Below are 26,053 nucleotides of genomic sequence, written 5' to 3'. Positions count from 1 at the left end.
GCTCGGTATCTCTAACAAATGCGTCGTCGGGTGCATAGCCCGGTTACGATCCGTTACATTCTATCTTGATACGCGGTTTCTAGCACGCGGCATGCTCTGCGCCAAGCCCCGGAAACGGTGGTGATATGGCCCTTGTTTTGTCCTGCTTATTTGTTCTATGTAATCGGATGTTGCCGGGGGTACCTCTCGCCATTAAGATGCGCGACAATTCCGAACCGGGCTCCGTACCGTGACGGACAAAATTATAACCTGTCGAGACACCATTTCGACACCAAACCACGAATTGTTAGGCTTATTCATATGCTTGCTGGCATTCGCAAATTTTCGAAATCAATCTTTGCCAAAATCATCTTTGGCCTGATTGCATTGAGCTTCGTCGGCTGGGGCCTCAATGCGTCCATGCTTGACCTTGGAACATCACGTCAAGTCGCGGAAATCGGCAATCAGTCGATCACCCCCGTCGAACTGGACCGCGCTTTCCAGCGCAGTGTTCAGAACATGCGTAATGTGTTTGGTCCGAACTTCAACCAGCAGCAGGCCGTGCAAATGGGCCTCCTGAACAATACGGTTCAGTCACTGGTTTCCCAGAAGATCATGCGTGAAGACGCACGCGACAAGGGCATTGGCATCAGCGATGAAAAAGTCCGTGACGCCATCTTTGCGTCGGACAATTTCAAAGACCCGGCAACCAACCAGTTCAGCCGTGATCGTTTCATGCAGTCGCTCTATGCCGCAGGTTACACGGAACAGGAATTCATCGACGGCGTGCGTGGCGACCTTATGAGCCAGCAGATCGTTGGTAGCCTGACCGGCACTGCCGCAGTTCCTGAAATTATGGCACAGCAGATCGTTTCATATCGGAACGAACAGCGTTCGGGGTCATTCTTTACCCTTAACCGCGCAGAGTTTGACGACATCGCAACCGCCGATGACGCCACCCTTCGCAAATATCACGAAGACAATGCCCCGCAGTTTACCGCACCTGAAACCCGTGACGTCACCTTGGCGACACTGTCTTCTGCGGATCTGATCAGCACAATCAACGTGACCGACGCAGAAATCCTCGAATCCTATAACCAGCGCATTGCCGAATTCCAGACACCGGAAAAACGCACCGTGCAGCAGATCCTGTTTGCACCGAACGAAGAACAGACTGCCAAAGACGCTTACAAACGTCTGCAAGAAGGCGCTGACTTCATGGATGTCGCCAAAGAAGCCGACATGGACAGTTCTATGGTTAATCTGGGTGAATTCACTGCCAATGACATTCTTCCTGATTTGCGCGATGCAACCTTTGATCTGCCTGAAGGTGGTGTTTCCGAACCGGTTGAAACCGCTCTTGGCTGGCACATCCTGCGCGTTCCGTCGATCACAGCTGGCAAAACCCAGTCACTTGATGACGTTCGCGACACTGTTGTTGATGGCTTGAAACAGTTCAAAGCCGAAGACGCGATCTATGATCTTGCCGTCACCTTCGACGAAGAACTTGGTGCAGGCACCCCGATCAAAGATGCCGCACGCGAGGTCGGGGCAAAAACCTATGACCTGTCGGGCGTTGTCCGGGGCGAAGGTCTGGCCGGTCAAACCATCGATGGTTCGGATGAAATCAACGCCAAAATCTTTGAACTCGAAGGTGGCGAAGAAAGCCTGCTTGAAGAAACTGCAAACGGCGTACGCTATGTCCTGCGGGTAAACGAGATCACCCCGTCAGCCTTGCGTCCGTTTGAGGACGTACGTGACGAGGTTGTGGCCGCCTGGACAGCCGATGAACGTCAACGCCTGATGCTTGCCAAGGCCGAAGAACTGGCCAATGACATCAACAACACAGGTGCTGACATCGCCACCACGGCGGCCAATGATGGTGCGGAAGTCAAACAAAGCGGCCTGACCAAACGTGACGGCAATGGACTTAACGATGACGTTAGCCCATCTGTTGCCGCTGCCCTGTTCTCGCTTGAGGATGGCAAGGCCAAAGCACTCCAGACCAGCGATAACGTCATCATCGTCAAACTTGATGACATCAAGGCTGCCAATACGGATACCGCTGATGCGGCCCCTGTCACCGATGAGCTTAAACAAGCCATCAATCAGGACATCCTCGCGCAGTATCTTGATTACCTGAACGAGGAAATCTCGGTCAGCATCAACAACAGCGTGATCAACGAGCTTTATGCGCCCGCCGCGGCAAACTGATCATCCAACGCAAAGGGCGGCTTGTTTAAACAGGCCGCCCTTTTTCTTATAAAAACCCACCCACACCACAAGACCGGAAATCGGACATCCCCATGGAAATCAAACCGGATTTCACCAGATTCAAGCAAAACTATGAAAACGGCATTTCGCAGGTTCTCTCGACAGCGCTCACCGCGGACCTCGATACACCTGTCTCGGCTTTCCTTAAAATTGCCGACGGCATGCCCAACACCTATTTGCTTGAATCTGTTGAAGGCGGCGCTGTTCGCGGGCGTTATTCGTTCCTTGGCCTGAAACCCGATCTGATCTGGCGGTGCTTTGGCGATCGCGCCGAACTCAACCGGCGTGCCATGGCCGATGCCGACGCATTTGTTGCCGAAAAAGACGCCCCGCTCGAAAGCTTGAAAAAGCTGATGGCTGAAAGCCACATTACCCTGCCCGACAATATGCCCCCCATGAGTGCCGGTCTTGTCGGCTATATGGGCTATGACACCGTGCGTCTGATGGAAAAGCTACCCGACAGCAACAAGGATGAACTTGGTGTTCCTGATGGCATTTTCATTCGCCCGACGGTCACGGCAAGCTTTGACACCATCGCAGACACCGTAACCGTGGTAACCCCGGTGCGTCCTGAAGACGGCATAAGCGCCGATGCGGCCTATGATCTGGCCTGTGCGCGCCTCAATGACGTGGTTTTACAGTTTCAGCGCAATCTGTTTATCGACCGGCGTTCGAAATCGGTGCCCGACACCCTGCCCGCCCCCAAGATCAGCGTCAACGAAGCCGGGTTCCATAAAATGGTCGATCAGGCCAAGGAATATATCCGCGCAGGCGATATCTTCCAGGTGGTGCTGTCACAACGCTACACGTTGCCCTATCAGCTCCCGCCTTTTGCGTTTTATCGTGCGCTGCGCCGGATCAACCCGTCGCCGTTCATGTTCTATCTCGATATCGGCGGGTTTCAGGTGGTTGGCGCCAGCCCGGAAATTCTGGTGCGCCTGCGCGATAACGAAGTCACCATTCGCCCGATTGCTGGTACCCGCCGCCGCGGTCATACACCCGAAGACGACAAAGTCATGGCGCAGGACCTTCTGGACGATCCCAAGGAACGCTCGGAACATCTGATGCTGCTTGATCTTGGCCGCAACGATGTGGGTCGGGTGTCAAAACCCGGAACTGTGCGCGTCACCGACCGCGAAAAGATCGAATATTATTCCCACGTCATGCACATCGTTTCCAACGTCGTGGGTGAAGTTGACGAAAAATATGATGCGATGGACGTGCTTAAGGCAGGTTTCCCCGCCGGAACCGTCTCGGGCGCGCCAAAAGTCCGCGCCATGGAAATTATTGATGAACTGGAATCGGTCCGTCGCGGTATTTATGCCGGGTGTATTGGCTATATTTCCGCCGATGGCTCAATGGATACCTGTATCGCACTGCGCACCGCCGTCATCAAGGATGAACAAATCCACATTCAGGCCGGGGCTGGCATCGTTGTCGACAGCCAACCCGAACTCGAAGACAAGGAATGCCGAAACAAGGCAGGCGCGCTTATGGCTGCGGCCCGCGAAGCCCATCGGTTTGCTTAAGACCATTTAGTTCAGAACGATTTCGCACCACAAAGGGCCGCATCATGAATGCGGCCCTTTGTGGTAAATGGATGATTGTTGTCAGTCCGGCGGCTAGCCTGTCGCACTTTGCGTTGTACGCCTGAGAACCTCTGTCGCCGGGACAAGCACAAATCCCTTGGCTTTGAGCGATGGAATCCAGTTTCGAAGTGCTTTAAGCGTTCGGTCACGTGGATGGCCAATGGCAATGGCGTAGCCCTGCTTGGCGGCAACCCGCTCTATTCTTGCCAGCATATCAGCGATTTTGGCGTCATCATCGGCATCATCAATAAATACATCACGGGTGATGGCCGGCACACCGAAATCATTGGCGGTTGAAAAACCAACCGATTTGGCGCTGGTGCGTGAATCAAGGAACATCAAACCCCGCGACTTCATGACTTCCATGACGATCTTCATGCGGTCAGGGTCGGATGTGAATTTGCTGCCCATGTGGTTATTAACCCCGACATAACCGTCAAACTGATCCAGCATCCATGTCATTTCGTTTAAAATCTTTTGCCGGTCATACTTGGCCAACAAGGCATGCGGCCCCGGATCAACCGATGCCGACGATGGCTCCATGGGCATATGCAGCATCACTTCGTGTCCTGCCTTGCGCGCGGCATTGACCTGTGGCTGCAAATCGCGGGCATAGGGCAGATATGAAATGGTGACCGGTCCGGGAAGCAAAACCGTGCGTGCCGTACGCGGTTGGTCAAGCCCCGCATCATCAATGACAATGGCAATCACCGGCGCATTTCCGGCATTCGGGGCAAGGGCGGCATATTTGCGCCACGGCGCATTCCTGTCACTGTCTGGCGCAACACCGTGATCTGATCCACTGTCACCGGGAAGAATATCTGGTTCCGGTTTGTTGCCACGTGGTTTTGGTACTGCTGCCGTTTCAGGCGCAGCACCTTCTGTTTCTTCCTCGTTGCCAACAAGATAGCCCGTCCGACCGCGTGTAGGTGTGTCTTCCGAAAGCTTGTAGTCCTTGCGCAGTTTTGGCGTCGGGGCCGGTTCGGCCAGGGTATAATCCGGGGCCTTTTGATCGACGGCACGACCAAATTCATCCGATGCGCGGTCAAGTTCAAGCATACTGCCAACCGCAATGATCGCCGACAGAGTCCCGGCCACAAAAGCCCCGCCCAGCATCAAGCGACCGATACCGCCCGATTTCTTTTTCGGCGCAGACTTCTTGCGGGTTGTTTTTTTGGGTGCCGCCTTTTTACGTTTGGCGGGTTGTGCCCGACGTGCCACGTGGTCGTCTCCAGTCTTGTTTGCCCGGCCTCGTTTACCGGATCGTGCTACCCATATGGTGATTATAGGCCGACCCTGTCGGCTGTTGTTTTGCTGCTTTTACACCGCGTCTGGTTAGCACCCTGTTAACCCCGGACCATCACCACCCCATGCAGGCGAAAAAATCCTTATCCTGCTTCCGCTTGACGTGGCCGCAGGTGCGTTTATTCTCTGGCGACCTTGAATATGCATAGGCCTTTCTCGCGATGTATCTCCTCATCGACAATTACGACAGCTTTACCTTCAATTTGTGGCATTACCTGCGCGAACTCGGCCCCGAGGTCGAAGTGCGCCGTAATGACGAAATCACGGTTGATGAGGCTCTTGCACTGAACCCCGAAGGCATTGTGATATCACCCGGCCCCTGTGATCCGGAACGGGCGGGTATTTGCCTTGATCTGATCAAGGCAGCCGCGGGTAGGGTTAAGCTTCTGGGCGTGTGCCTTGGCCATCAATCAATCGGTCAGGCCTTTGGCGGCAAGGTCATCCGTGCGCCAAACTGCATGCATGGTAAAACCGATGCCATGAACCACAACGCGACAAGTGTGTTTGACGGGCTGCCCAGTCCGTTTACGGCAACACGGTACCATTCTTTGGTCATTGAACGCGACACCCTGCCCGATTGCCTTGAAATTACCGCCGAAAGCGAAGATGGTCTGATCATGGGGGTGCGTCATAAAACCCATCAAATTCATGGCGTTCAGTTCCATCCCGAAAGCATCGCGTCAGAACATGGCCACGCATTATTAAAGAATTTTATCGATTTTACCGGCGCATGACCCTGCACCGGACCGCAAACCGAGGACACCTGTATGTCAACTGATTATGATCTCAAGGCCATATTGGCCGAAGTCGCAACTGGCGAAAAGCTGAACGAAAAACAGGCCGAACAGGCCTTTAACGTTCTGATGTCGGGTCAGGCTACCCCATCGCAGATGGGCGCGTTCCTGATGGGGTTACGCCTTCGCGGCGAAACGGTCGATGAAATCACCGGGGCGGCCCGCGTCATGCGCGCCAAGGCGACCGGGATTATCGCACCTGAAAACGCGGTTGATACCTGCGGCACAGGTGGCGATGGCAGCGGGACCTATAACATTTCAACCGCAGCCGCGATTGTGGCCGCAGCCGCCGGTGCGACCGTTGCCAAACATGGAAACCGTGCCGCATCCTCCAAATCGGGATCAGCGGATGTTTTGATGGCGCTTGGTGTTAATATTGACGCCGACATGGCGCTTCTGGAAAAGGCGCTTAAAAACATCAATCTTTGTTTCATGATGGCGACCCGTCACCATTCGGCCATGCGCCATGTCATGCCAACCCGGGTTGAGATGGGCACACGCACCATCTTTAACCTTCTGGGCCCGCTTGCCAACCCGGCCAAGACAAAACGTCAGGTTCTCGGCGTTTTCGCCCGTGAATGGGTCGAACCGATTGCCAATGTGCTGAACCGTTTGGGATCGGTACATGCATGGGTTGTTCATGGTCATGACGGGCTTGATGAAATTTCAACCACCGGGCCGACTTTTGGTGCCGAAGTCAAAAATGGCAAAGTCACGACCTTTGAAATCAGCCCCGATGACTATGGCATTGAAACCGTAACCCTTGATGCACTTAAGGGTGGCGATGCCGATGTGAATGCCAAAGCCATTCTTGACCTTCTGGCCGGTCAGAAAAGTGCCTATCGCGATATCGTTTTGATGAATGCCGGTGCCGCCCTTGTGGTCACCGATATCGCAAGCGACCTTGCAGACGGCATTCAAAAGGCTGCCGACGCCATTGATAGCGGCAAGGCGGCAGAAACGCTGCAGGGCCTTGTTACGATCACCAACGAAGGAAACGCAGCGTGAGCGACGTACTGACCAAAATATGTGACGACAAACGCGATCACGTTGCAGCGTGCAAGGCGCGCACGACGCTTGGTTCCCTTGAAGCTGCGGCCAATGAACAGTCTGCACCACGTGGGTTTATCAAGGCGCTTGAGACGTCGGTGGCCGATGGTCGCTATGGCCTGATTGCCGAAATCAAGAAGGCATCCCCTTCAAAGGGACTTATTCGCGCCGATTTCAATCCGCCGGAACTCGCCAAGGCCTATCAGGCTGGCGGGGCGAGTTGCCTGTCGGTTTTGACCGATGCGCCGTATTTCCAGGGTGATGACAGCTATCTGGTCGCTGCGCGTGCTGCTGTGGATCTTCCGGCGCTTCGCAAGGATTTCATGATTGATCCCTATCAGGTGACCGAGGCGCGTGCACTGGGTGCCGATTGCATCTTGCTGATCATGGCGGCCCTTGAAGATGCACAGGCTGCTGAGCTTGAAGATGCGGCCCGTGCGCTTGGCATGGATGTTTTGATCGAAGTCCACAACGCTCCGGAACTTGAACGGGCGTTGAAGCTTAAGTCGCGTCTGATCGGGGTCAACAACCGCAACCTCAAAACCATGGAAACGTCACTCACCACCACCGAAGAACTGGCCGCCATGGTTGATGCGGACCGTTTGCTGGTCGCCGAAAGCGGTCTGTTCACACCAGATGATTTGTCGCGCATGGCAAAGGTCGGCGCGCAATGCTTCCTGATTGGCGAAAGCCTGATGCGTCAGGACGACGTTGCCACGGCTACCCGCACACTACTTGGCCACACGGCCTGATTGGGATCGGACAGTTTTATGGCAGACAAACTTTCCCATATTGATGCAGGCGGTAACGCGGTGATGGTCGATATTTCGGCCAAGGCCGAGACTGCCCGCATTGCCGTTGCCAAGGCCCGCGTTTTGATGTCGCCCGAAACAGCGAAACTGATTGCCGAACGCGGCCACAAAAAGGGGGATGTTCTTGCCATCGCCCAATTGGCCGGGATCATGGGGGCCAAGAAAACCCCGGATCTGATCCCGCTCTGTCATCCCCTGCCGCTGACATCGGTGACGGTTGATCTTGAACTGGTTGACGGCGTTGATGCGGTTGATATTACCGCCACCTGCAAGACCACGGGTAAAACCGGGGTCGAGATGGAGGCATTGACGGCCGCCTCTGTTGCGGCACTGACGGTGTTTGACATGTGCAAGGCGGTCGATAAGGGCATGCAGATTACTGATCTACGTGTGACCCGAAAAGAAGGTGGCAAATCAGGCACCTTCGTCGCCGATTAGACCCCATTCGATTATTCACATATTTTGAATAATGATGGCGATTAGACAGATTTGATGTGAAATCATATCGATGCGCTTGACCTGTAAAAAGAACTAAAGTAGAACATCTATGTATTCTTTTTGTTCTTGTTACAGGTTCGGAAAATATCATGCTGACGCGCAAGCAATATGAATTGCTGGTCTATATCGACAATTACCTTCGCGATCGCGGTATCTCGCCCTCTTTCGATGAAATGAAGGAGGCACTGGACCTTAAATCCAAATCGGGCATTCATCGCCTGATTACCGGGCTTGAGGAACGCGGGTTTATCCGCCGCCTTGCCCATCGCGCACGGGCACTTGAGGTCTTGCGCCTGCCGGAAAACAGCGATGATGATGCGCCCGAGACCCCGAACAATGTGACATCGCTTGCCAGTGCGCGCAAAACCCCGCATCGGCCAACAACGGTCCCGACGGCCTTTTCTGACAACAGTGACGCCATTTCGCTGCCGCTGTATGGCCGGATTGCTGCGGGTACCCCGATTGAGGCGCTGCGCGATCAAAGCACGATGGTTCAGGTACCCGCCGCCCTTCTGGGGGCTGGTGATCACTATGCGCTTGAGGTCTCAGGCGATTCCATGATTGATGCCGGGATTCTTGATGGCGATACGGTGCTGATCCAGCGGTGCGAGCAGGCCCATGACGGCACCATCGTCGTTGCCCTGGTCGATGACAGTGAAGCGACCCTTAAGCGCCTTAAACGCGGCCGCGGTGAAGTCATGCTTGAACCTGCCAACGCGCGTTATGAGACCCGATCATTGTCACCGGACCGGGTTCGTATTCAGGGGCGTCTGGTGGGACTTTTGCGCCAGTACTAAGGCAAGCCAGACTAAGCTCTGCCCCATACATACATCCATTTTTGTTTCGCCCGGCTTTGATGAAGGCCGGGCGAAATTTATTTGTATGATGATTACTTTTTTGGTGGTTTCGTGCTGTTTGTTACCGGCTGTTTTGCCGGTTCCGGTGCGGCTCAGCGGGCAATCCTGCCACCAATGACAATCCATGGCCAGCCGCCGGTTTCGGTTCGAACCGATCTCACCGGGTTTTCATGATTGTCCGGATCAATGGTCACTCCGCCCTGCCACCACAACACATCATCATCGACCAGAATATCAGCCCCTGCTGCGCGGCATTGGGTTTGGGGCAGATCACTTTTGAGATCGACCACGATATCGGCATTGCGACAGGCATAGAACGGGTTGGCGAATGTGTTGGCGATCACGATGGTCTTTTGCCCATCACCACCCATTACATCACCCCCCATCACAACACGGCACGGATCATTGGCACATGTTTGCAGATGCCGGTCTTCATTTTCAGGACGCAGCCCAAACCGTGCCATCCATAGGGATTTTTGAAATGAAGACAGTTTTTGCGGGATGTGGAGAACCTGTTGGTCGCGATCAAAAACCGCCCAGCTTTCCCTGTCCCCGGAAATCAGAATATCGGGTGAATGATGGCGCGATTGAATGATTATCCCCGCGATCAGTATCGGGATCACAGGTAACACCAACCAGCGATCCCGCCAGATCACGCACCATGTTAGCGCTAACATCGCGCAAGATACCGCCACGGCATCAAGGCCCGCAACGTACCATAATCCCCATTCGACACTGCCCAACCCGGATGCGGTATCAAGTAAAACGGTCAAACCGGGCTGCATCAACCACAGTACGGGGTATTCCAACCCAAAGGGCATCAGGGCAAGTGCGGCAACAATCAATGGCATGATCCAAAACGCCATTACCGGTATGGCAATCAGGTTTGCCACCACGCCCAAGGCCGATATCCGGCCGAAGTGATAGCCAATGATCGGGGCCGTCACAGCGGTAACAATGATGCCCGTGATGACAAGCCCGACCAGATAGACCATCACGCGTTCAAACCATGGTCGGGCTCCCTGCCCGTCAAGCCAACGCCGTCCCGGTCCATCATAAAAAGCAACCAGCGCGCCGACAGCGGCAAAGGAAAGCTGAAAACTTGCGCCCAAAACCACATCCGGTCGCAAGAGCAAAACAATCACCGCAGCCACCCCGACCAGACGCAGCGAAATGGCGCGTCGATCCAGTAGCAAGGCAACCCAAACCACAAGCAGCATGACATATGCCCGTTGGGTCGGAACGGTCGCGCCGGATAATCCGAGATAGACCAGCCCGGCCACCATCGCACCAACGGCGGCCCATTTCTTGATCGGATAACGCAAGGCAATCGTTGGGACTGCCGCCAAGCCCAAGCGGATCAGGAAAAATACCGTTCCGCACAGAAGCCCCATATGCAGGCCAGATATTGCCAAAAGATGGGCCAGTCCGGATTTTCGCAAATCTTCGGCAATATCGGGCCGGACATCACCCCGTTCACCAATGATCAGGGCCTTGGCAATTCCGGCTTCCGGGGGGCGCATACCATCGTCAATCCTGCGCGATACGTTTTGTCGCAAAACTTCGAAATAACTTAATAATGAACTGATTTCATTAGATTTATCACTTTGGGATCGAGACACTTCGAATTGACGACCAAAGGCAAAACCGGTTGCGCCAATATCACTAAAGTAAAGATTGCGGGCAAAATCGGGATCACCGGGCACGGACGGCGGGCGCAATGGAAACAGGCGGGCCTTGGCCGATATCTGATCGCCAATCGCAAGATCGCTATCGCCGAGAAAACTGATCCGCACTTTCCAATCAAAACCATCCTGATCCAAACCGTCGATATGCGTTGGATCGATGGTTGCGCGCAATCGGCTGCCACGCGGTTCAAGACCAGAAACCACGCCGGTCACTGTGGTTGAATACAACGTCCGCGTCAGAAGATTCGTTGACCCGGCCTGGGTATGAAGAGCGGCGATCAAAAGTCCGGCAACAAGACATGCCACCGATTCCAGGATAAACGCCACCATGGCCCGGCGGCGGGACCGCCAAAATCCGCACAGCAAAAGAATCAAAGCCAAGCCAGCCTGATGCGGCCAGATACGCGCAGGGAGACAAAAATACAGCGCACATCCCAACCCAAAGAAGAGAACCGATGACAGGAACCATTTATTTCTTTGACGTGCAACAGCCGATGCAATCTGTGAAGGTACCTCCACAAGATATTGTTTTTTCAATATTCCACTGAACTGTCTTCGACGAATGTCCAATAGCCTACCCGACGGTTAGTTTCTATCTAACATCGGCTGTGGTGCAACAGCGTGTCATTTGTGCTATAGCCTGCACGCCAAAAGTCCTTGCGACAAGCGACAACATCCAAATAACGGATATATTGAATGACGGTTGTTACCCGTTTTGCCCCGTCCCCGACCGGGTTCTTACACATCGGCGGCGCACGTACCGCCCTTTATAACTGGCTTTATGCCAAACATACTGGCGGCAAGTTCTTGCTGCGTATCGAAGACACTGACCGCGAACGTTCAACCCCTGAAGCTGTCGAGGCTATTTTTGACGGGTTGAACTGGCTGGGCCTGACCGCCGACGAAGAGCCGACTTTCCAGTTTGCCCGTCGCGACCGCCATGCCGAGGTTGCCCAATCCCTTCTGGATGCAGGCAAGGCATATTATTGCTATTGCTCGCCCGAAGAACTGACCATCATGCGCGAAAAAGCACGCGCAGAAGGCCGTCCGATGAAGTACGACGGCACGTGGCGTGACCGCGATGCGTCTGACGCCCCCGAGGGCATCAAGCCTGTCGTGCGGCTGAAATCGCCACAAGAAGGCGATGCGGTGATCAATGATCAGGTGCAGGGCGAAGTCCGGGTTGGCAACGAACAGCTTGACGATTACGTCATTCTGCGCGGCGATGGCACGCCGACCTATATGTTGTCAGTTGTTGTCGATGACCATGACATGGGTGTCACCAATGTCATTCGCGGCGATGATCATCTGACCAACGCATTCCGTCAGAAAGCTTTGTATGACGCACTGGGTTGGGATGTTCCAACATTTGCCCATATTCCGCTTATTCATGGCCCGGACGGTGCAAAACTTTCCAAACGTCATGGCGCGTTAGGTGTTGATTCCTATCGCGATGAAATGGGCTTCCTGCCCGAAGCGGTTAACAACTATCTGCTGCGCCTTGGCTGGGGCCACGGTGATGATGAAGTCATCTCCCAGGAGCAGGCAATTGAGTGGTTTGACATCACCGATGTCGGTAAGGGTGCGGCGCGATTTGACTTCGCGAAGCTGACAAACCTTAACGGCATCTACATGCGCCAGGCAGATGACAAGAGGCTAGTAGACGAGATTTCCCAACGGGTTGCGGCCCTGATTGGAAGCGATGCAATTGATGCAGCGCAAAAAGAAATCTTGATCAATGGCATGTCAGGCCTTAAAGAAAGGGCTAAGACACTCATCGAGCTCGCCGGTTCTTCGGCCTTCTACGTTACGGATGGCGTTACGTCATTTAACGAGAAAGCTCAGTCCCTCATTGATAGCGCACCCGAAGGTCTGTTTGCTGAACTGGCCAACAGTCTCGAAGCGCTTGATAGCTGGACCGAAGAGAACGTTGACGCAAGTGTCCGCGAAACTGCCGAAAAACTCGATCTTAAACTCGGTAAAGTCGCGCAACCCTTGCGGGCGGTGCTCACAGGTTCCAATTCTTCACCAGGCATCTTCGACGTAATGATCGTGCTTGGCAAAGAGCAAACGCTGAAACGCATCCGACATTTCGATGCATAACAACAGCGAATAACGAAAAAGTTAATAGTCTGTTTGCGCTTGGTGCGCCGCAGCATTATGCTGCATTCAACTTGAAACCGTGTTCGTTCAAACAGGGAAGGAAAAATAGTCATGGCTGATAATTCCAAGACTTCCCACACCGTAACCTTGACCGACAACGCCACAGGCAAGTCGATCGAGATGCCGGTGCTTAAGGGTAGCGTAGGACCGGATGTTATCGACATTCGTAAACTCTATGCTGAAACTGGATTTTTCACATACGATCCTGGCTTTACGTTGACCGGCTCCTGCCAGTCCGAGCTGACCTATATTGATGGCGATGTAGGTATCCTGCGCCATCGTGGGTATGCGATTGACGATCTTGCAGAAGACTTCAGACTTCCTGGAAGTTTGCCACCTGCTGATTTATGGCGAGTTGCCAAACGCCACCGAAAAGAAACAGTTCGAAACCGACATCACCCTGCACACCATGGTGCATGAACAGATGCGCAATTTCTATAACGGCTTCCGCCGCGATGCGCATCCGATGGCCATTATGGTTGGTGTTATTGGCGCGATGTCTGCTTTCTATCATGACAGCACCGACATCAATGACCCGCAGCAGCGTCTGATTTCGGCATATCGCCTGATTGCGAAAATGCCGACCATCGCAGCGATGGCATATAAATATTCGATCGGTCAGCCGTTCCGTTATCCGAACAACAAACTCGGTTATGCGGAAAACTTCCTGCAGATGATGTTTGGCAACCCGTGCGAAGAGTATGTTGTTAATCCTGTTCTGGCCAAAGCAATGGATCGTATCCTGATCCTCCATGCCGACCATGAGCAGAATGCATCGACCTCGACCGTACGTCTTGCCGGTTCTTCGGGTGCAAATCCGTTTGCATGTATTGCTGCTGGTATCGCGTCCCTTTGGGGACCGGCACATGGTGGTGCGAACGAAGCCGTTCTTAAAATGCTCAACGAAATCGGCGATGTTAAAAACATCCCGGAATATGTTGCAAAAGCAAAAGACAAGAACGATCCGTTCCGCCTGATGGGCTTTGGTCACCGCGTTTACAAAAACTACGATCCGCGCGCCAAAGTCATGCAGGAAACCTGCCACGAAGTTCTCAAAGAACTCAACGTCAGCGATCCGTTGCTTGACGTTGCGCAGGAACTTGAACGCATTGCACGTGAAGACGAGTACTTCATCGAGAAGAAACTCTATCCGAACGTCGATTTCTATTCGGGCATCATCTTTAAGGCGATGGGCATTCCGGTCAGCATGTTTACCGTGTTGTTTGCGGTTGCACGTACCGTCGGCTGGATCGCCCAGTGGAAAGAAATGATCGAAGATCCTTCGCAGAAAATCGGTCGTCCGCGTCAGCTGTTTACCGGCGTCGCAGAACGTCCGTTTGTTCCGGTCGACAAGCGTTAATTCGCGGCGACCACAGACGCGATCTGAACAAAAAGAAAGGCCCGGATTTTTCCGGGCCTTTCTTGCATCTAACGTATGAAGCGACGGTGTTTTACCAGCTTCCGGTGTTTTCCATGCTGGCCCATGGTTCAGCTGATTTGAGGTTTTCACCCTTTTGCAGGAACTCGATGGAAATGCCATCAGGGGAACGTACAAATGCCATCCGGCCATCGCGGGGCGGACGGTTAATGGTCACACCGGCATCCATCAGTTTCTGGCAGAGCGCATAGACGTCATCAACTTCATAGGCCAGATGGCCAAAGTTGCGACCGCCTGAATAGCTTTCCGGATCCCAGTTATAGGTCAGTTCAAGTTCCGGTGCCTTGGTTGCCTTGGCACTGTCAACATCAGCAGGCGGTGCCAGATAAATCAGGGTAAAACGCCCCTGCTCGCTTTCGATGCGGCGGGTTTCGCTCATGCCGAGCAGGTCACAATAAAATTTCAGCGAATCATCGATATTTTCGACACGCACCATCGTGTGCAAATAACGCATAACAATGTCTCCGTCATGAAGTGATCAATGACGTGAAACTATGCGTTATCAGGCGATAACGCCACCCTGCGTCGATTATTTTTTGGCGATGATTTTCAAAATCTGCTCGGCGGCCTTTTCACTTGGCGCACGCCCGCCAAACCCCAACAGGTGGCAGGCTTCGTCAAAGCCGTCCTTCTGCTCTTGGCGGATCGGACTGTCTCCGAGCAAGCCATCAAGTACGGGTGTAATATTGCCCGGCCGACACTTATCTTGCAGGAATTCGGGGATCAGCTTACGCCCCAGCACCAAATTGACGATGGTTACCGTATCAATCTTGATCAGGCGTTTGGCAATCCAGCCGGTTATTGCGTTCACCTGATAGGCAATAACATGGGGCACGCCGGAAATGGCAAGCTCCAAAGATACCGTGCCCGATGCCGCCAAGGCGCAGTACGCGGCGGCAAACGCATCGTGACGTTCCTGATCGGTTGAAACAACGATTGGCGACAGTGGCCAATCTTTCATTTCCGCGGTTACCGTATCGGCGACCTTGGCTACGGTTGGCACGACGATGCGTGTATCAGGATATTTGGCCGCAATGTCCATGATCACGGTCTTAAACACAGGCAACAGACGTTTGACTTCTGAATTGCGGCTGCCCGGTAAAACAGCGAGCAGCTTTGTTTTGTCGCTCAGACCATGCTTGGCCCGAAAACGATCTGCATCCCCATCGTGGCGCTCTTCGACGGCTGAGTGGCCAATAAAGGTGGTTGGCAGGCCTTCTTTTTCGAAATAGGGCGGTTCAAACGGCAGAAGTGCCAAAAGATGATCAAGGAAACCGGCAATTTTGCGCGCGCGCCCTTCGCGCCATGCCCAGACAGAGGGTGCGACATAATGGACAAGCGGGATGCCCTTGCCCTTTAACTTCTTACCAACACGAAAACTGAAATCGGGGGCATCGATTGTCACCACGACATCGGGTTGTTCGGTTTGGGCAAATTTTGCGGTCTGTGAAATACGCTTGAGAAGATGCGGGATGTGCGGCACGACTTCCGTCAGGCCCATGACCGACATTTCATTCATCGGAAACAGGCTGCTTAGGCCTTCGCGTTCCATGCGCGGGCCACCAACGCCGATAAAGCGCGCATCGGGTGCCTGTGCCTTGATGGCAGCCATCAAACGCCCGCCCAACTGATCGCCGGATGCTTCACCGGCAACAAGCATGATCTTAGGGCCGTTAGAAACGGTCTGATTGGTCATTGATCATCATCCGCGCGCAAACCAACGACAAACATCCCAAGCGCATCAGCACGGGCCAAAACCGCCTCACGATCAATGATCATGGTCCCACCGGCAAGAAGTGCGATGCCACGCAGGCCTGCCTTATGAGATTCTTCAATGGTTTTCAGTCCAATGGCCGGCAGATCAAGGCGTTTGTCCTGTTGCGGCTTGGCCGATTTCACCAGAACACCACCGACGCCTTCGCGTTTATAAAGCGCAGAACGGCGGAGCATTTCATCGGTGCCCTCAATCGCCTCAAGGGCCAGAACAAGTCCTTGTTGAACCACACAGCCCTGCCCGACATCGGCCTGACCAAGGATCCGGGCCACTGAAAGACCGTGTTTGGCGTCGCTCATCGCCTGTTCATCTGGCTGAACTGTGCCAAGAACGCCTTCTTCGACCGCCAAATCGGTCAGGATTTCATGCGCCCCGATCAGCCGGAAACCTTCGCGTTCCAGTTCCTGACCAACAAGACGCAAGAGCCCATCATCGCCCAGCGCCTTCATGCCGACTTTCATCAGAAGTTTGGTGGCGCGCCAATCAGGCCGCATGGCGGAAAAGCTTGGTCGTGCGACCTTGCCTGCCAACACAATATCAACGCAGTCCTCTGCGCGCATGGCATCAAGGATTTTAGCCGCCGCACCAAGACGCAAGGTGGTTTGTGGGTAGCTTTCAAGCGTCGGGTCATTGGCATGACCCTCAAGCATCACAACGAAAACAGCCCGCCCGGCAGCCTTGGCAGCAGCAGCCAAACGGGCCGGAAGCGCGCCGCCCCCCGCAATGATGCCCAATTTCGGCGGCGAATTATCCTGAGGAGCTGTCATATTTTGGTGTGCATACGGAACGCATGCTTTCTGCTTTCAGGAAGTCGATGATTTCCATCACCGGACCGAGGCCCTCGAAATCCTTGGAGACCTCTTCGACACGTTCGGCAAGCGTCCCTTCCTGTGCGAACAGCAGGCGATAGGCTTTGCGCAGGGAATGGATCGTTTCACGATCAAACCCGCGCCGTTTCAGGCCAATGATGTTCAAACCGGAAAGATAGGCCCGGTTGCCAATCACCGATCCATACGGGATCACGTCGCTGTCAACACCGGTCATGCCGCCGATCATGGCGTGTTTGCCGATGCGGACAAACTGGTGAACCGCCGACAGACCGCCAACAATCGCGAAATCCTCGACCAGGACATGGCCCGCCAAGGTTCCGTTATTGACCAGAATGCAATGGTTCCCGACATGACAATCGTGACCGACATGGGCCCCGGTCATCAAAAGGCAATCATCGCCGATTGTGGTTTCCATCCCGCCGCCTTCGGTGCCGGGATTAAGGGTGGCACCCTCGCGGATTTTGGTACGGTTGCCAACAATCAGGCGGCTTTGTTCGCCCTTGAACTTAAGGTCCTGCGGGGCATGGCCGACAGAGGCGAACGGATAGACCTCACATTCGTCGCCAAGGGTTGTCACACCCGCCATTGCCACATGGCTGTGCAGTTTTACCCGGTCCCCCAAGACAACCTTCGGGCCGACCACGCAATAGGGCCCGATTTCGACATCCTGACCAATCTGCGCGCCATCTTCGACGACGGCGGTTGGATGCACTTTTGACATTATCAGTTATCCCGGATCATCGCGGCGATTGTGGCCTCGGCAACAACTTGCCCATCCACTTTGACTTGGCTTTCGAATTTCCAGACCGGGCCACGGCTTTGTTTTTTGACCACGTGAATGTGCATGACGTCCCCCGGCGTTACCGGTTTGCGGAAACGGGCACTGTCGATGCTCATGAAATAGACGAGTTTGCCTTCGGCACCCTCACCAAGGGTCTGAACAACAAGAATGGCCGCCGTTTGCGCCATGCTTTCGATAATCAGAACGCCCGGCATGATTGGTTGCTGCGGGAAATGACCGGTGAACTGCGGCTCGTTCATCGTGACGTTTTTGATGCCGGTCGCCGACTCACCCGGGGCAATATCGATTACTTTATCGATCAGCAAGAACGGGTAACGATGCGGAATCATTTCCATAATGCGCTGAATATCAACACTTAACAGTTCGGTCATGCGTATCGTCCTTATTTCTTTTTTCGTATCAGACGCGACAAGGCCACCGTCTGCTTATGATAGTCCATGACCGGGACAGCGGGGCTTCCGCCCACGGTCTCACCCGGTCCGATATTTTTCATGACACCTGATTGCGCAGCAACTTTGGCGCCATCGCCGATTTCAAGGTGCCCGGTTATGCCAGCCTGACCGGCAAGAACAACAAAATTGCCAAGCTTGGTCGAACCGGAAATCCCGACCTGGGACACAATAACACAGCCCATGCCAAGTTCGACGTTATGGCCGATTTGCACCAGATTGTCGATACGACACCCGTTCCCGATCACGGTATCGGGTCCTGCCCCGCGGTCGATCGTCGCGTTTGATCCGACTTCGACATCGTTGCCGATGACAACGCGGCCAAGTTGGGGAACCTTTGCATGGCCTTGCGGACCCATGGCAAAACCAAAACCATCCTGACCGATACGTGCACCGGGATAAATCAGGCACAGATTGCCAATCAGGCTGTGGCTGATGGTTGCACCGGCACCGACCTTGCAGCCCGAACCAATAACAACGCCATCCCCGATCACCGCGTTGGACGCAATGATTGTGCCGTCACCGATTTCACAGTTGGCACCAATGACGGCACAGGCATCAATTTGAACCCCGGTGCCAAGCTTGGCCGTTGGATCAATCACTGCACGATCCGAAATGACACCATTACCCGTTTCAAATGGATAATACGCGGTTGCGGCCTTGGCATAGGCGCGGTAGGGATCATCGGTCGTAAAAAGCACCATGTTTTTGGGGGCGCGATCTGCAAATTCGGGACGCACGAAACACGCACCAGCGCTACTTCCGACAAACGCATCAATGTATTTGCGATTGTCAAAGAAGCTCAGGATTGTGCTGTCGGCGATTTGCAGCGGTGCGACATCATCAAAACGGCGTTCCGCGTCCGGTGCATTGACCGGGGTCGCACCAGTCAGCTCAGCGATGTCCTTAACGCTGAACGGTCCTTTGCGATGAAAGAAACGCGGATCAGCCATTACGAGCCTTCCTTGAATTCAACCTGGATAGTTGGCAGTTGCGCATTCATGCGGTTGAGGATTTCAGCCGATGCATTCATCCCCTTGGCATGGAGGATGACCTCACTTTTACGCAAAACCAAGGTTGATTTACGTTCTTCGGCCAGTGCGGCAACGATTTCAATCAGCTTTTTCTGAAACGTGCCGTTGGCAACCGCACGTGCTTCGTCAAGTACGCGGTTCCGTCCCTGTGCGAATTTCTGAAAATCGGCAACTTTCTGCTGAAAGGCCTTTTGCTTTTCCTGAAAGACATCGTTGGCAAGCAGGGTTCGCTGCTGAGCCATTTGTTTGTCTTCTTCACGCAGGGCCTGTTGGCGGGTTTCGATTTCCTGCTGATAGGCCTGCTGACGCTCTTTAAGCTGCTTATTGACGTCGCGCATTGCCGATGATTTACGCAAGATACCGTCGATATCGACGATCATGACGTTTGCAAGCGTCTCCGTCGAAAGCGCATCTTGCGCCCGAACTTCGGTTGACAAACCGATGCCCGAGATAACTGCAACAGCGAACGCGACGTTACGGATCGATTTCATAATGCTCATGTTAGAATCTGGTCCCGAAGTTAAGACGGAACACTTCCTCTTTGTCGTAATCTTCTTTCAAAACGGCCTGTGACAGATCGACACCGATGGGGCCAAACGGCGATTCCCAACCAACGCCAACCCCGACAGATCCACGCAGTGAACCTTCGTCATAGATTTCGCCAGGCCGGGCACCGTCTACACCTTCGGACGAACCGAAATCACTAAAGACGCGACCTTTAAGAGCAAACTCAGACGGCAGTCCAAGCGGGAAGTCCATTTGCACAGACCCCGTATAGTAGGTTTTTCCGCCAAGAGCATCGCCTGTGGCGATGTCCCGCGGCCCAACGCCAGCTGATTTCAAACCCACGCAGGTTTGCACCGCCTGTAAAGAAGCGCTGGGAAATGCGCGTGTCGTCCCCAATACCAAAGATGTACCCCGTCGACGCACGTGTCGAGAGCACCCACTCATTTTCACGATCCAGCGGATAATAATATCCACCTTCAATACGCGTGCGAAGATAGGTTTCATCACCACCGAGCCCGGCGAAATCGTTCGACAGCCGTGCGAAATAACCTTCGGTGGGAGAATAAGAGCTATCACGTTTGTCATAGGTCAGTGTGTGACCGATAGAAGATTCAACGAATTCTGTTTCTTCAGCCAACAACAGTCGTGACGCTTCATTTTCGTTGATGTCAGAATATGAATTCTGTTCCAGACCGTAACGGAACGAATGTGACAATTCCTCTGAATATTTGAACCCGGCGCGCAGGCGGCCACCCGTTTGCTCTTCGTCGTAAGAACTTTCGTCCTGATTGTCCTCTTCACGGCGATAAACATCAAAGCCAGCCGCGATTTCACGGTCCAGGAAATATGGCTCGGTAAAGGAAAGATCGACCTGTTGATCCGTCGATCCAAGTGTAAAGTTAAGACGCAAGTCCTGACCTTTACCAAGCAGGTTACGTTCACGAATACCGAGCTGACCAAACGCACCATTATCGGTTCCGTACCCGGCCCCAATCGAGAATTCACCTGTCGATTTTTCTTCAACGTCTACTTCAAGAACAGTCTGGTCAGGCGTTGTACCCGGCAGGGTCTTGACGTCAACCGATTTGAAGAAGTTCAGGTTCTCGATACGTTGTTTAGACCGCTTCATTTTCGAACTGCTAAACGCATCGCCCTCGACAAGGCGGAATTCACGCCGGATCACTTCATCAAGTGTCCGCACGTTCCCGACAACGTTGATGCGTTCGACATAAACCTTTGGTCCTTCGGCAATCGTGAAGGTCACATCAATTGTACCGTTTTCACGGTTCCGCTGAACATTTGGCCGAATATCAATGAAGGCATAGCCCTGATCGCCAACCTGGGTGGTCAAAACTTCAATGGCGTCATCGACCATATCGGCATTGTACCATTCGCCAGCCTCGATTTCGATCAGCGGCACCAGTGCCTCGGCATCAATTTTATCAATCTGCGACACAACATTGATCGTGCCAAACTGGTAGCGGCGGCCTTCGCTGACGGTATATGTGATGAAGAAGTCAGAGCGATCCGGTGTTAATTCCGCAACGGAAGACAGCACTTGAAAATCAGCGTAGCCCGCCGAAAGATAAAAACGACGCAGCAGTTCACGGTCGAACGTCACGCGGTCCGGGTCGTAATTGTCATCAGATGTCAGGATTTTCCACCAGGCACTTTCGGTGGTGCGAATAACTTCGAGAAGCTCACCATCGTCAAAGGCCTTATTGCCAACAAAGTTGACTTTACGAATGCCTGTCGCCTCACCTTCTTCAATCTCGAAAACCAGATCGACACGGTTTTGCTCAAGCTGGATGACTTTGGGCTCCACCGTGGCAGCAAACCGGCCATTGCGGCGGTAAAGTTCGAGAATACGCTGCACATCGGACTGAACCTTGGTGCGCGTGTAAACCACACGTGGACGCAATTGAAGCTCGGTGCTGAGCGTATCGTCTTTCAGACGTTGATTACCTTCAAAGGCAATACGGTTAATGATCGGGTTTTCAACGACATTAACCAGAAGCACGCCTTGATTGAATGAAATCGACACATCGGCAAAAAGTCCTGTCGAAAACAGGGCTTTAAGGGAATCGTTGATTTTCTGCGCGTCGTAAGGGTCGCCTGCTGCAACCGTCAGGTAGGCATCAACCGTCGCACTTTCGATACGATTGTTCCCATCCACCTTGATATCGCGGATTACACCCGAACTTTGGGCATAGGCAACCGTGGAAACAATCATTGGCGTCGTCGCGCCGAGCAGAGCCGCAACAATCGCGGCCGCTTTTACCGTACGCAGCAAGTTAACCCCCCTTTTGCCGTCATTCATTAGCCAGCAAGTCCTTTGAGGAAACTAAAGACGCCCAACTGCGTCAAATCGTTCCAGGTTGCGAAAATTATTAAGCTGAATACCAAACCCGCGCCAATACGGAAACCATATTCTTGTGCTTTTGCGCCCAATGGCTTACCGCGAATTGCCTCAATCGCATAAAACACCAGATGCCCCCCATCAAGAACCGGAACAGGCATCAGGTTAATCAACCCTAGGCTGATGGACAAATACCCCATAAAGAACAGCAAGGGACCAAAGCCACCTTCGGCGACTTCGCCAGACATTTGCGCAATGCGGATCGGTCCGCCCAATTCCGAACTATCACGATCACCACTGATCATTTCGCCAATGGCCGAGAATGTTTGTGTTGTTAAGGTATAGAACGACGTAAATGCCCGCCCCGCGGCATCAATCACGCCATCCCGACTGGTTTCAAAAGCCCCGGCTGTAATACCAAGACGCCCGAACGTCTGCGTGCCATCGCCCTCTTCGGGCGTTACAGCTTCCGGGATGACAAGCAGGTCAAGCGGTGCATCGTTGCGAACAACCGACAAACGCAGTTCTTCGGCCGGATGAGCACGGACAATTTCAGATAGATCCGAGAACCATTCGACCTGATCACCATCAATCGCGGTAATGCGGTCTTCGGCCAAAAGGCCGGCACTCGCGGCCGGGCTGTTGTCCATGACCTCGCCAACCACGGGCAAAGCGCGCTGTTGACCAACGGCTGCAAACAGGAAGGTGAAAACAACGATTGCAAACAGGAAGTTAGCAAGTGGGCCCGCAAAAACGATGGCAGCCCGTGCGGCAACACTTTTGTTATGGAACGCGAACTGTTTTTCGTCTTCGGCAAGGTCATCACGCTGCCCGGCACTTGCCGGGTTCATGTCGCCAAACATCTTCACATATCCGCCAAGCGGCAGAAGACTGACTTTCCAGCGGGTTCCTTTTTTATCAACCCAGCCAAACAGTTCCGGCCCGAAACCAATTGAAAAGGCTTCGACTTTCACGCCGTTTTTGATCGCAACCCAGTAGTGCCCGTACTCATGAACAAAAACGAGAACCGAGAGCACAAATAGAAAAGAAAGCAAGGTTTCCATCAAGACGTCCCTTATCCGGTAAAACCGGTGTTATTTACTTAAACAGCAGCAATGCGTGCTGCTGTTTCACGTCGGACCATGGCATCTGTCGCAAATACCTGATCCAGATCGACAAGGTCTTCCTTGCCGATTTTATCCATCATGTCCTCGACGATTTCCGCAATCGCAAGGAAGCCGATTTTGTCGCCAAGGAACGCTGCAACCGCAACCTCGTTTGCCGCATTCAAGACAGTAGGCAGTGTGCCCCCCGCCTGCAAGGCTTCTCGTGCCAAACGCAGTGCCGGGAAGCGAACAATATCTGGCGCCTCGAAGTTCAAACCTCCGATCGTGGCAAAATCAAGACGCGGTACGTTAACCTTGATCCGTTCAGGCCATGAAAGCGCATAAGCAATCGGTGTTCGCATATCGGGCGAGCCAAGCTGGGCCAGCACAGATCCATCAGCATATTCGACCATGCTGTGCACGACCGACTGGGGATGGACAACAATTTCGATCCGTTCTTCGGGAACCGGGAAAAGGTGGCGCGCTTCAATCAGCTCAAGCCCCTTATTCATCATGGTTGCCGAATCAATCGAGATTTTAGCCCCCATGTCCCAGTTTGGGTGAGCCAGCGCCTGCGCGCGGGTCACCGATTTCATCTCGTTCAGTGACCATGCCCGAAACGGCCCCCCGGATGCGGTGAGCAAGATACGCTCGATCTGTTCTTCGGCGCGGTCTTCGAGGACCTGAAAAATAGCACTATGTTCCGAATCGACGGGAATAAGGGTTGCGCCGTGCACCACAACTTCCCGGGACATAAGACTGCCCGCACAGACGAGCGTTTCCTTATTGGCAAGCCCGACCCGCGCACCACGGCGAATGGCCGCCAGTGTTGGCTTAAGGCCCGCCGCCCCGACAATCGCAGCAATGACAATATCAGATGGCCGTGAAGCCGCCTCGACAAGGGCATCTTCGCCAGCCGTCACCTCAATGTCGGTATCTGACAATGCGTCACGCAGTTTGGAGAAACAGTCAGGATCCCCAATGACAGCACATTTTGCGTCAAGGTCACGGGCGGTTTTGGCAAGTGCATCAACATTGCGGTGCGCGGTAACCGCATCGACGCAATATTTGTCAGCGTGCGTTTTTAGAATATCGACCGTACTTGTGCCGACAGATCCCGTAACGCCAAAAACACTGACGGATTTCTTCAAATTCATCAAACACCTGTCAGAAAAGAACCGGATGTATATCAGGCTCTATCGCAATGTGAGTCCAGCGAAACAGACAATGGCAAAGGCAACTGGAAACACCGTCAGCATTCCGTCCGCACGATCAAGCAGCCCACCATGCCCCGGGATCAAATTGCTGCTGTCCTTAACCTTGAAACGCCGTTTAAGGGCAGACTCACCCAGATCACCGATCTGAGCCACAATCGCCAGAACCATACTGACCAGAACAATGAGCCAGTTGACCGCATCATTGCTGAAATAGGTCACAAGACCGCCAATAACGCCAGCACAGAACATACCGCCAATCAAACCAGCCCATGTTTTCTTTGGACTGAAACGCGGTGCCAGTTTTGGTCCACCAATCGCCCGACCAAAGGCATAGCCGCCTGTATCGGTCGCCCAGACAAGGAAGAACAACCACATGATGGTCAGAAGACCGTCAGCATCCTGATTGCGCAACCACAATGCCGACAATCCGGCAAGTGAGATGTAAAGAACACCAAATCCAGCCAGCAGCCAATTTTTGCCCCCACGGGCAACGGCAATAATCACACCGATTGCAATTGGCATAAACGTAAGCGGGCCCTGCCCGGTCATTTGCATCAGCATGGCAACGCCAACGGCCACAGCTGCGACAATAGACACACCGTTATAATGGGCAGGCACGCACATGCGCGCCCATTCCCACATCATGCCCGCGCAAAACAGAAATAACAGAATGTCGAAATAGGGTGAACCAAACCAGACAGCGGCAATTGCCACTGGTGTCATGACCAGCGCAGAAAGAATGCGTGGTTTTAGTCCGGAATTCGTATCTTTTTGACGTTCGGTTTCAGATGACTGCACCAAAACGCCGCTCCCGTCCGGCAAAGTTGTCAATGGCTCTTTCCAGATGGCTGCGGTCAAAATCAGGCCAGAGAACGTCTTCAAAGACAAACTCTGTATAGGCCGATTGCCACAGCAAGAAATTGCTGATCCGTTGTTCACCACTGGTTCTGATCAGAAGATCAGGATCGGGCATGCCAACGGTTCAACAAGTTCTGTTCGATCAAGTCTTCGGTTACAGCATCTGCTGAAAGTTCCCCCGATGCGACTTTGCGCGCGATCTCGCGCACGGCCTGCGTAATTTCGGCCCGTGCCCCGTAGCTCAACGCAATCGTCAAGTTAAGACGCGTGTTGTCACGGGTTTGGTCTTCAGCCTTGGCGAGAAGGTCGCGAATATCATCGGCAAAACGTGTTCGGTCGCCGATGATGCGAATTTTTACGTTATTTCGGTGCAACGTCGCAAGCTCACGCTTTAAAAATAGCCGCAAAAGTCCCATCAAATCACTGACTTCGCTTTCCGGGCGTTTCCAGTTTTCCGTCGAAAACCCATAGAGCGTTAGATACTCAATGCCAAGCTCGGCAGATGCCTCGACCGTGCGACGTACCGCTTCGACCCCGGCACGATGCCCCATCGTGCGGGGTTTGCCACGCCCGCGTGCCCAACGACCGTTGCCATCCATAATGATGGCAACGTGACGCGGAACACACAGCAGTTCTTGTTGGTGAGTTTGCGAAGACAGAACAGCCATGA

The 26,053-nt window shown here is 53.6% G+C and carries 22 protein-coding genes and 2 pseudogenes; 9 read left to right on the top strand and 15 right to left on the bottom strand.

Annotated features, from left to right (window positions below; genetic code table 11):
• The first annotated feature begins 300 nt into the window (after positions 1–300).
• Both AC0VXT_RS09015 and trpE read left to right on the top strand, forming a co-directional pair.
• Complete coding sequence (locus AC0VXT_RS09015; RefSeq protein WP_475548353.1) at positions 301–2,193, top strand: peptidyl-prolyl cis-trans isomerase; 1,893 nt, start codon at positions 301–303, stop codon at positions 2,191–2,193.
• Positions 2,194–2,285: 92 nt separating this feature from the next.
• Positions 2,286–3,782: an anthranilate synthase component I gene (gene trpE / locus AC0VXT_RS09010; protein ID WP_475548352.1), complete on the top strand. Its 1,497-nt coding sequence runs from the start codon at positions 2,286–2,288 to the stop codon at positions 3,780–3,782.
• A gap of 93 nt (positions 3,783–3,875) precedes the next feature.
• Here trpE and AC0VXT_RS09005 read toward each other — a convergent pair whose 3' ends face one another.
• A complete protein-coding gene (locus AC0VXT_RS09005; RefSeq protein WP_475548351.1) occupies positions 3,876–5,063 on the bottom strand; it encodes a divergent polysaccharide deacetylase family protein in 1,188 nt (395 codons plus the stop codon).
• Between the two features lie 245 nt (positions 5,064–5,308).
• On the opposite strand from AC0VXT_RS09005, the gene AC0VXT_RS09000 reads away from it, so the two are divergent.
• From AC0VXT_RS09000 to lexA, 5 genes are all read left to right on the top strand, one after another.
• Entirely contained in the window at positions 5,309–5,881 is a 573-nt protein-coding gene (locus AC0VXT_RS09000) for an anthranilate synthase component II (protein WP_475548350.1), read from the top strand.
• 33 nt (positions 5,882–5,914) lie between these two features.
• Positions 5,915–6,949 (top strand): anthranilate phosphoribosyltransferase, encoded by a 1,035-nt coding sequence (trpD, locus tag AC0VXT_RS08995; protein WP_475548349.1) that lies wholly within the window; start codon positions 5,915–5,917, stop codon positions 6,947–6,949.
• Positions 6,946–7,743, top strand: a complete 798-nt coding sequence (gene trpC, locus AC0VXT_RS08990) for an indole-3-glycerol phosphate synthase TrpC (protein ID WP_475548348.1) — start codon at positions 6,946–6,948, stop codon at positions 7,741–7,743. Before trpD ends, trpC begins: the two co-directional genes overlap by 4 nt.
• Positions 7,744–7,761: 18 nt before the next feature.
• On the top strand, positions 7,762–8,241 hold the full coding sequence (gene moaC / locus AC0VXT_RS08985) for a cyclic pyranopterin monophosphate synthase MoaC (protein WP_475548347.1): 480 nt from the start codon (positions 7,762–7,764) through the stop codon (positions 8,239–8,241).
• Positions 8,242–8,390: 149 nt separating this feature from the next.
• On the top strand, positions 8,391–9,098 hold the full coding sequence (lexA, locus tag AC0VXT_RS08980; RefSeq protein WP_102782798.1) for a transcriptional repressor LexA: 708 nt from the start codon (positions 8,391–8,393) through the stop codon (positions 9,096–9,098).
• A 152-nt stretch (positions 9,099–9,250) separates the two neighbouring features.
• Here the strand turns inward: lexA and AC0VXT_RS08975 are convergent, their stop codons facing one another.
• Positions 9,251–11,227 carry a ComEC/Rec2 family competence protein gene (locus AC0VXT_RS08975; RefSeq protein WP_475548346.1) on the bottom strand — a complete coding sequence of 659 codons (1,977 nt, stop codon included), beginning with the start codon at positions 11,225–11,227 and terminating at the stop codon, positions 9,251–9,253.
• A 315-nt stretch (positions 11,228–11,542) separates the two neighbouring features.
• Between AC0VXT_RS08975 and gltX the strand changes: the two genes are divergently transcribed.
• Together gltX and AC0VXT_RS08965 are read left to right on the top strand one after the other, a co-directional pair.
• On the top strand, positions 11,543–12,949 hold the full coding sequence (gene gltX, locus AC0VXT_RS08970; RefSeq protein ID WP_475548345.1) for a glutamate--tRNA ligase: 1,407 nt from the start codon (positions 11,543–11,545) through the stop codon (positions 12,947–12,949).
• A gap of 111 nt (positions 12,950–13,060) precedes the next feature.
• Positions 13,061–14,369: pseudogene (locus AC0VXT_RS08965) on the top strand (citrate synthase).
• A gap of 91 nt (positions 14,370–14,460) precedes the next feature.
• On the opposite strand, the gene AC0VXT_RS08960 reads toward AC0VXT_RS08965, so the two are convergent.
• From AC0VXT_RS08960 to AC0VXT_RS08900, 13 genes and pseudogenes are all read right to left on the bottom strand, one after another.
• On the bottom strand, positions 14,461–14,901 hold the full coding sequence (locus tag AC0VXT_RS08960; protein ID WP_022732358.1) for a VOC family protein: 441 nt from the start codon (positions 14,899–14,901) through the stop codon (positions 14,461–14,463).
• A 75-nt stretch (positions 14,902–14,976) separates the two neighbouring features.
• Entirely contained in the window at positions 14,977–16,143 is a 1,167-nt protein-coding gene (gene lpxB / locus AC0VXT_RS08955) for a lipid-A-disaccharide synthase (protein WP_475548344.1), read from the bottom strand.
• A complete protein-coding gene (locus tag AC0VXT_RS08950) occupies positions 16,140–16,988 on the bottom strand; it encodes an LpxI family protein (RefSeq protein ID WP_475548343.1) in 849 nt (282 codons plus the stop codon). The genes lpxB and AC0VXT_RS08950 overlap by 4 nt, the downstream gene beginning before the upstream one ends.
• On the bottom strand, positions 16,969–17,772 hold the full coding sequence (gene lpxA / locus AC0VXT_RS08945; protein WP_022732361.1) for an acyl-ACP--UDP-N-acetylglucosamine O-acyltransferase: 804 nt from the start codon (positions 17,770–17,772) through the stop codon (positions 16,969–16,971). The genes AC0VXT_RS08950 and lpxA overlap by 20 nt, the downstream gene beginning before the upstream one ends.
• Before the next feature lie 2 nt (positions 17,773–17,774).
• Positions 17,775–18,224, bottom strand: coding sequence for a 3-hydroxyacyl-ACP dehydratase FabZ (fabZ, locus tag AC0VXT_RS08940; RefSeq protein WP_022732362.1), 450 nt, complete (start codon positions 18,222–18,224; stop codon positions 17,775–17,777).
• An 11-nt stretch (positions 18,225–18,235) separates the two neighbouring features.
• Positions 18,236–19,255: a UDP-3-O-(3-hydroxymyristoyl)glucosamine N-acyltransferase gene (gene lpxD / locus AC0VXT_RS08935; RefSeq protein WP_475548342.1), complete on the bottom strand. Its 1,020-nt coding sequence runs from the start codon at positions 19,253–19,255 to the stop codon at positions 18,236–18,238.
• Positions 19,255–19,836, bottom strand: coding sequence for an OmpH/Skp family outer membrane protein (locus AC0VXT_RS08930; RefSeq protein ID WP_475548341.1), 582 nt, complete (start codon positions 19,834–19,836; stop codon positions 19,255–19,257). The genes lpxD and AC0VXT_RS08930 overlap by 1 nt, the downstream gene beginning before the upstream one ends.
• Before the next feature lies 1 nt (position 19,837).
• Positions 19,838–20,185: a BamA/TamA family outer membrane protein gene (locus AC0VXT_RS08925; RefSeq protein ID WP_475548340.1), complete on the bottom strand. Its 348-nt coding sequence runs from the start codon at positions 20,183–20,185 to the stop codon at positions 19,838–19,840.
• Positions 20,067–22,163 (bottom strand): outer membrane protein assembly factor BamA, encoded by a 2,097-nt coding sequence (bamA, locus tag AC0VXT_RS08920; protein WP_475548339.1) that lies wholly within the window; start codon positions 22,161–22,163, stop codon positions 20,067–20,069. The genes AC0VXT_RS08925 and bamA overlap by 119 nt, the downstream gene beginning before the upstream one ends.
• Entirely contained in the window at positions 22,163–23,266 is a 1,104-nt protein-coding gene (rseP, locus tag AC0VXT_RS08915; protein ID WP_475548338.1) for an RIP metalloprotease RseP, read from the bottom strand. Before rseP ends, bamA begins: the two co-directional genes overlap by 1 nt.
• Positions 23,267–23,304: 38 nt before the next feature.
• Positions 23,305–24,465: a 1-deoxy-D-xylulose-5-phosphate reductoisomerase gene (locus AC0VXT_RS08910; RefSeq protein ID WP_475548337.1), complete on the bottom strand. Its 1,161-nt coding sequence runs from the start codon at positions 24,463–24,465 to the stop codon at positions 23,305–23,307.
• A gap of 39 nt (positions 24,466–24,504) precedes the next feature.
• On the bottom strand, positions 24,505–25,323 hold the full coding sequence (locus AC0VXT_RS08905; protein ID WP_240626342.1) for a phosphatidate cytidylyltransferase: 819 nt from the start codon (positions 25,321–25,323) through the stop codon (positions 24,505–24,507).
• A pseudogene (locus tag AC0VXT_RS08900) lies at positions 25,310–26,051 on the bottom strand (isoprenyl transferase). The gene AC0VXT_RS08905 and the pseudogene AC0VXT_RS08900 overlap by 14 nt, the downstream one beginning before the upstream one ends.
• Positions 26,052–26,053 lie beyond the last annotated feature (2 nt).

This window comes from Thalassospira sp. Z349TD_5, assembly GCF_056173045.1.
This window is presented reverse-complemented; position numbering and strand designations above follow the sequence as displayed.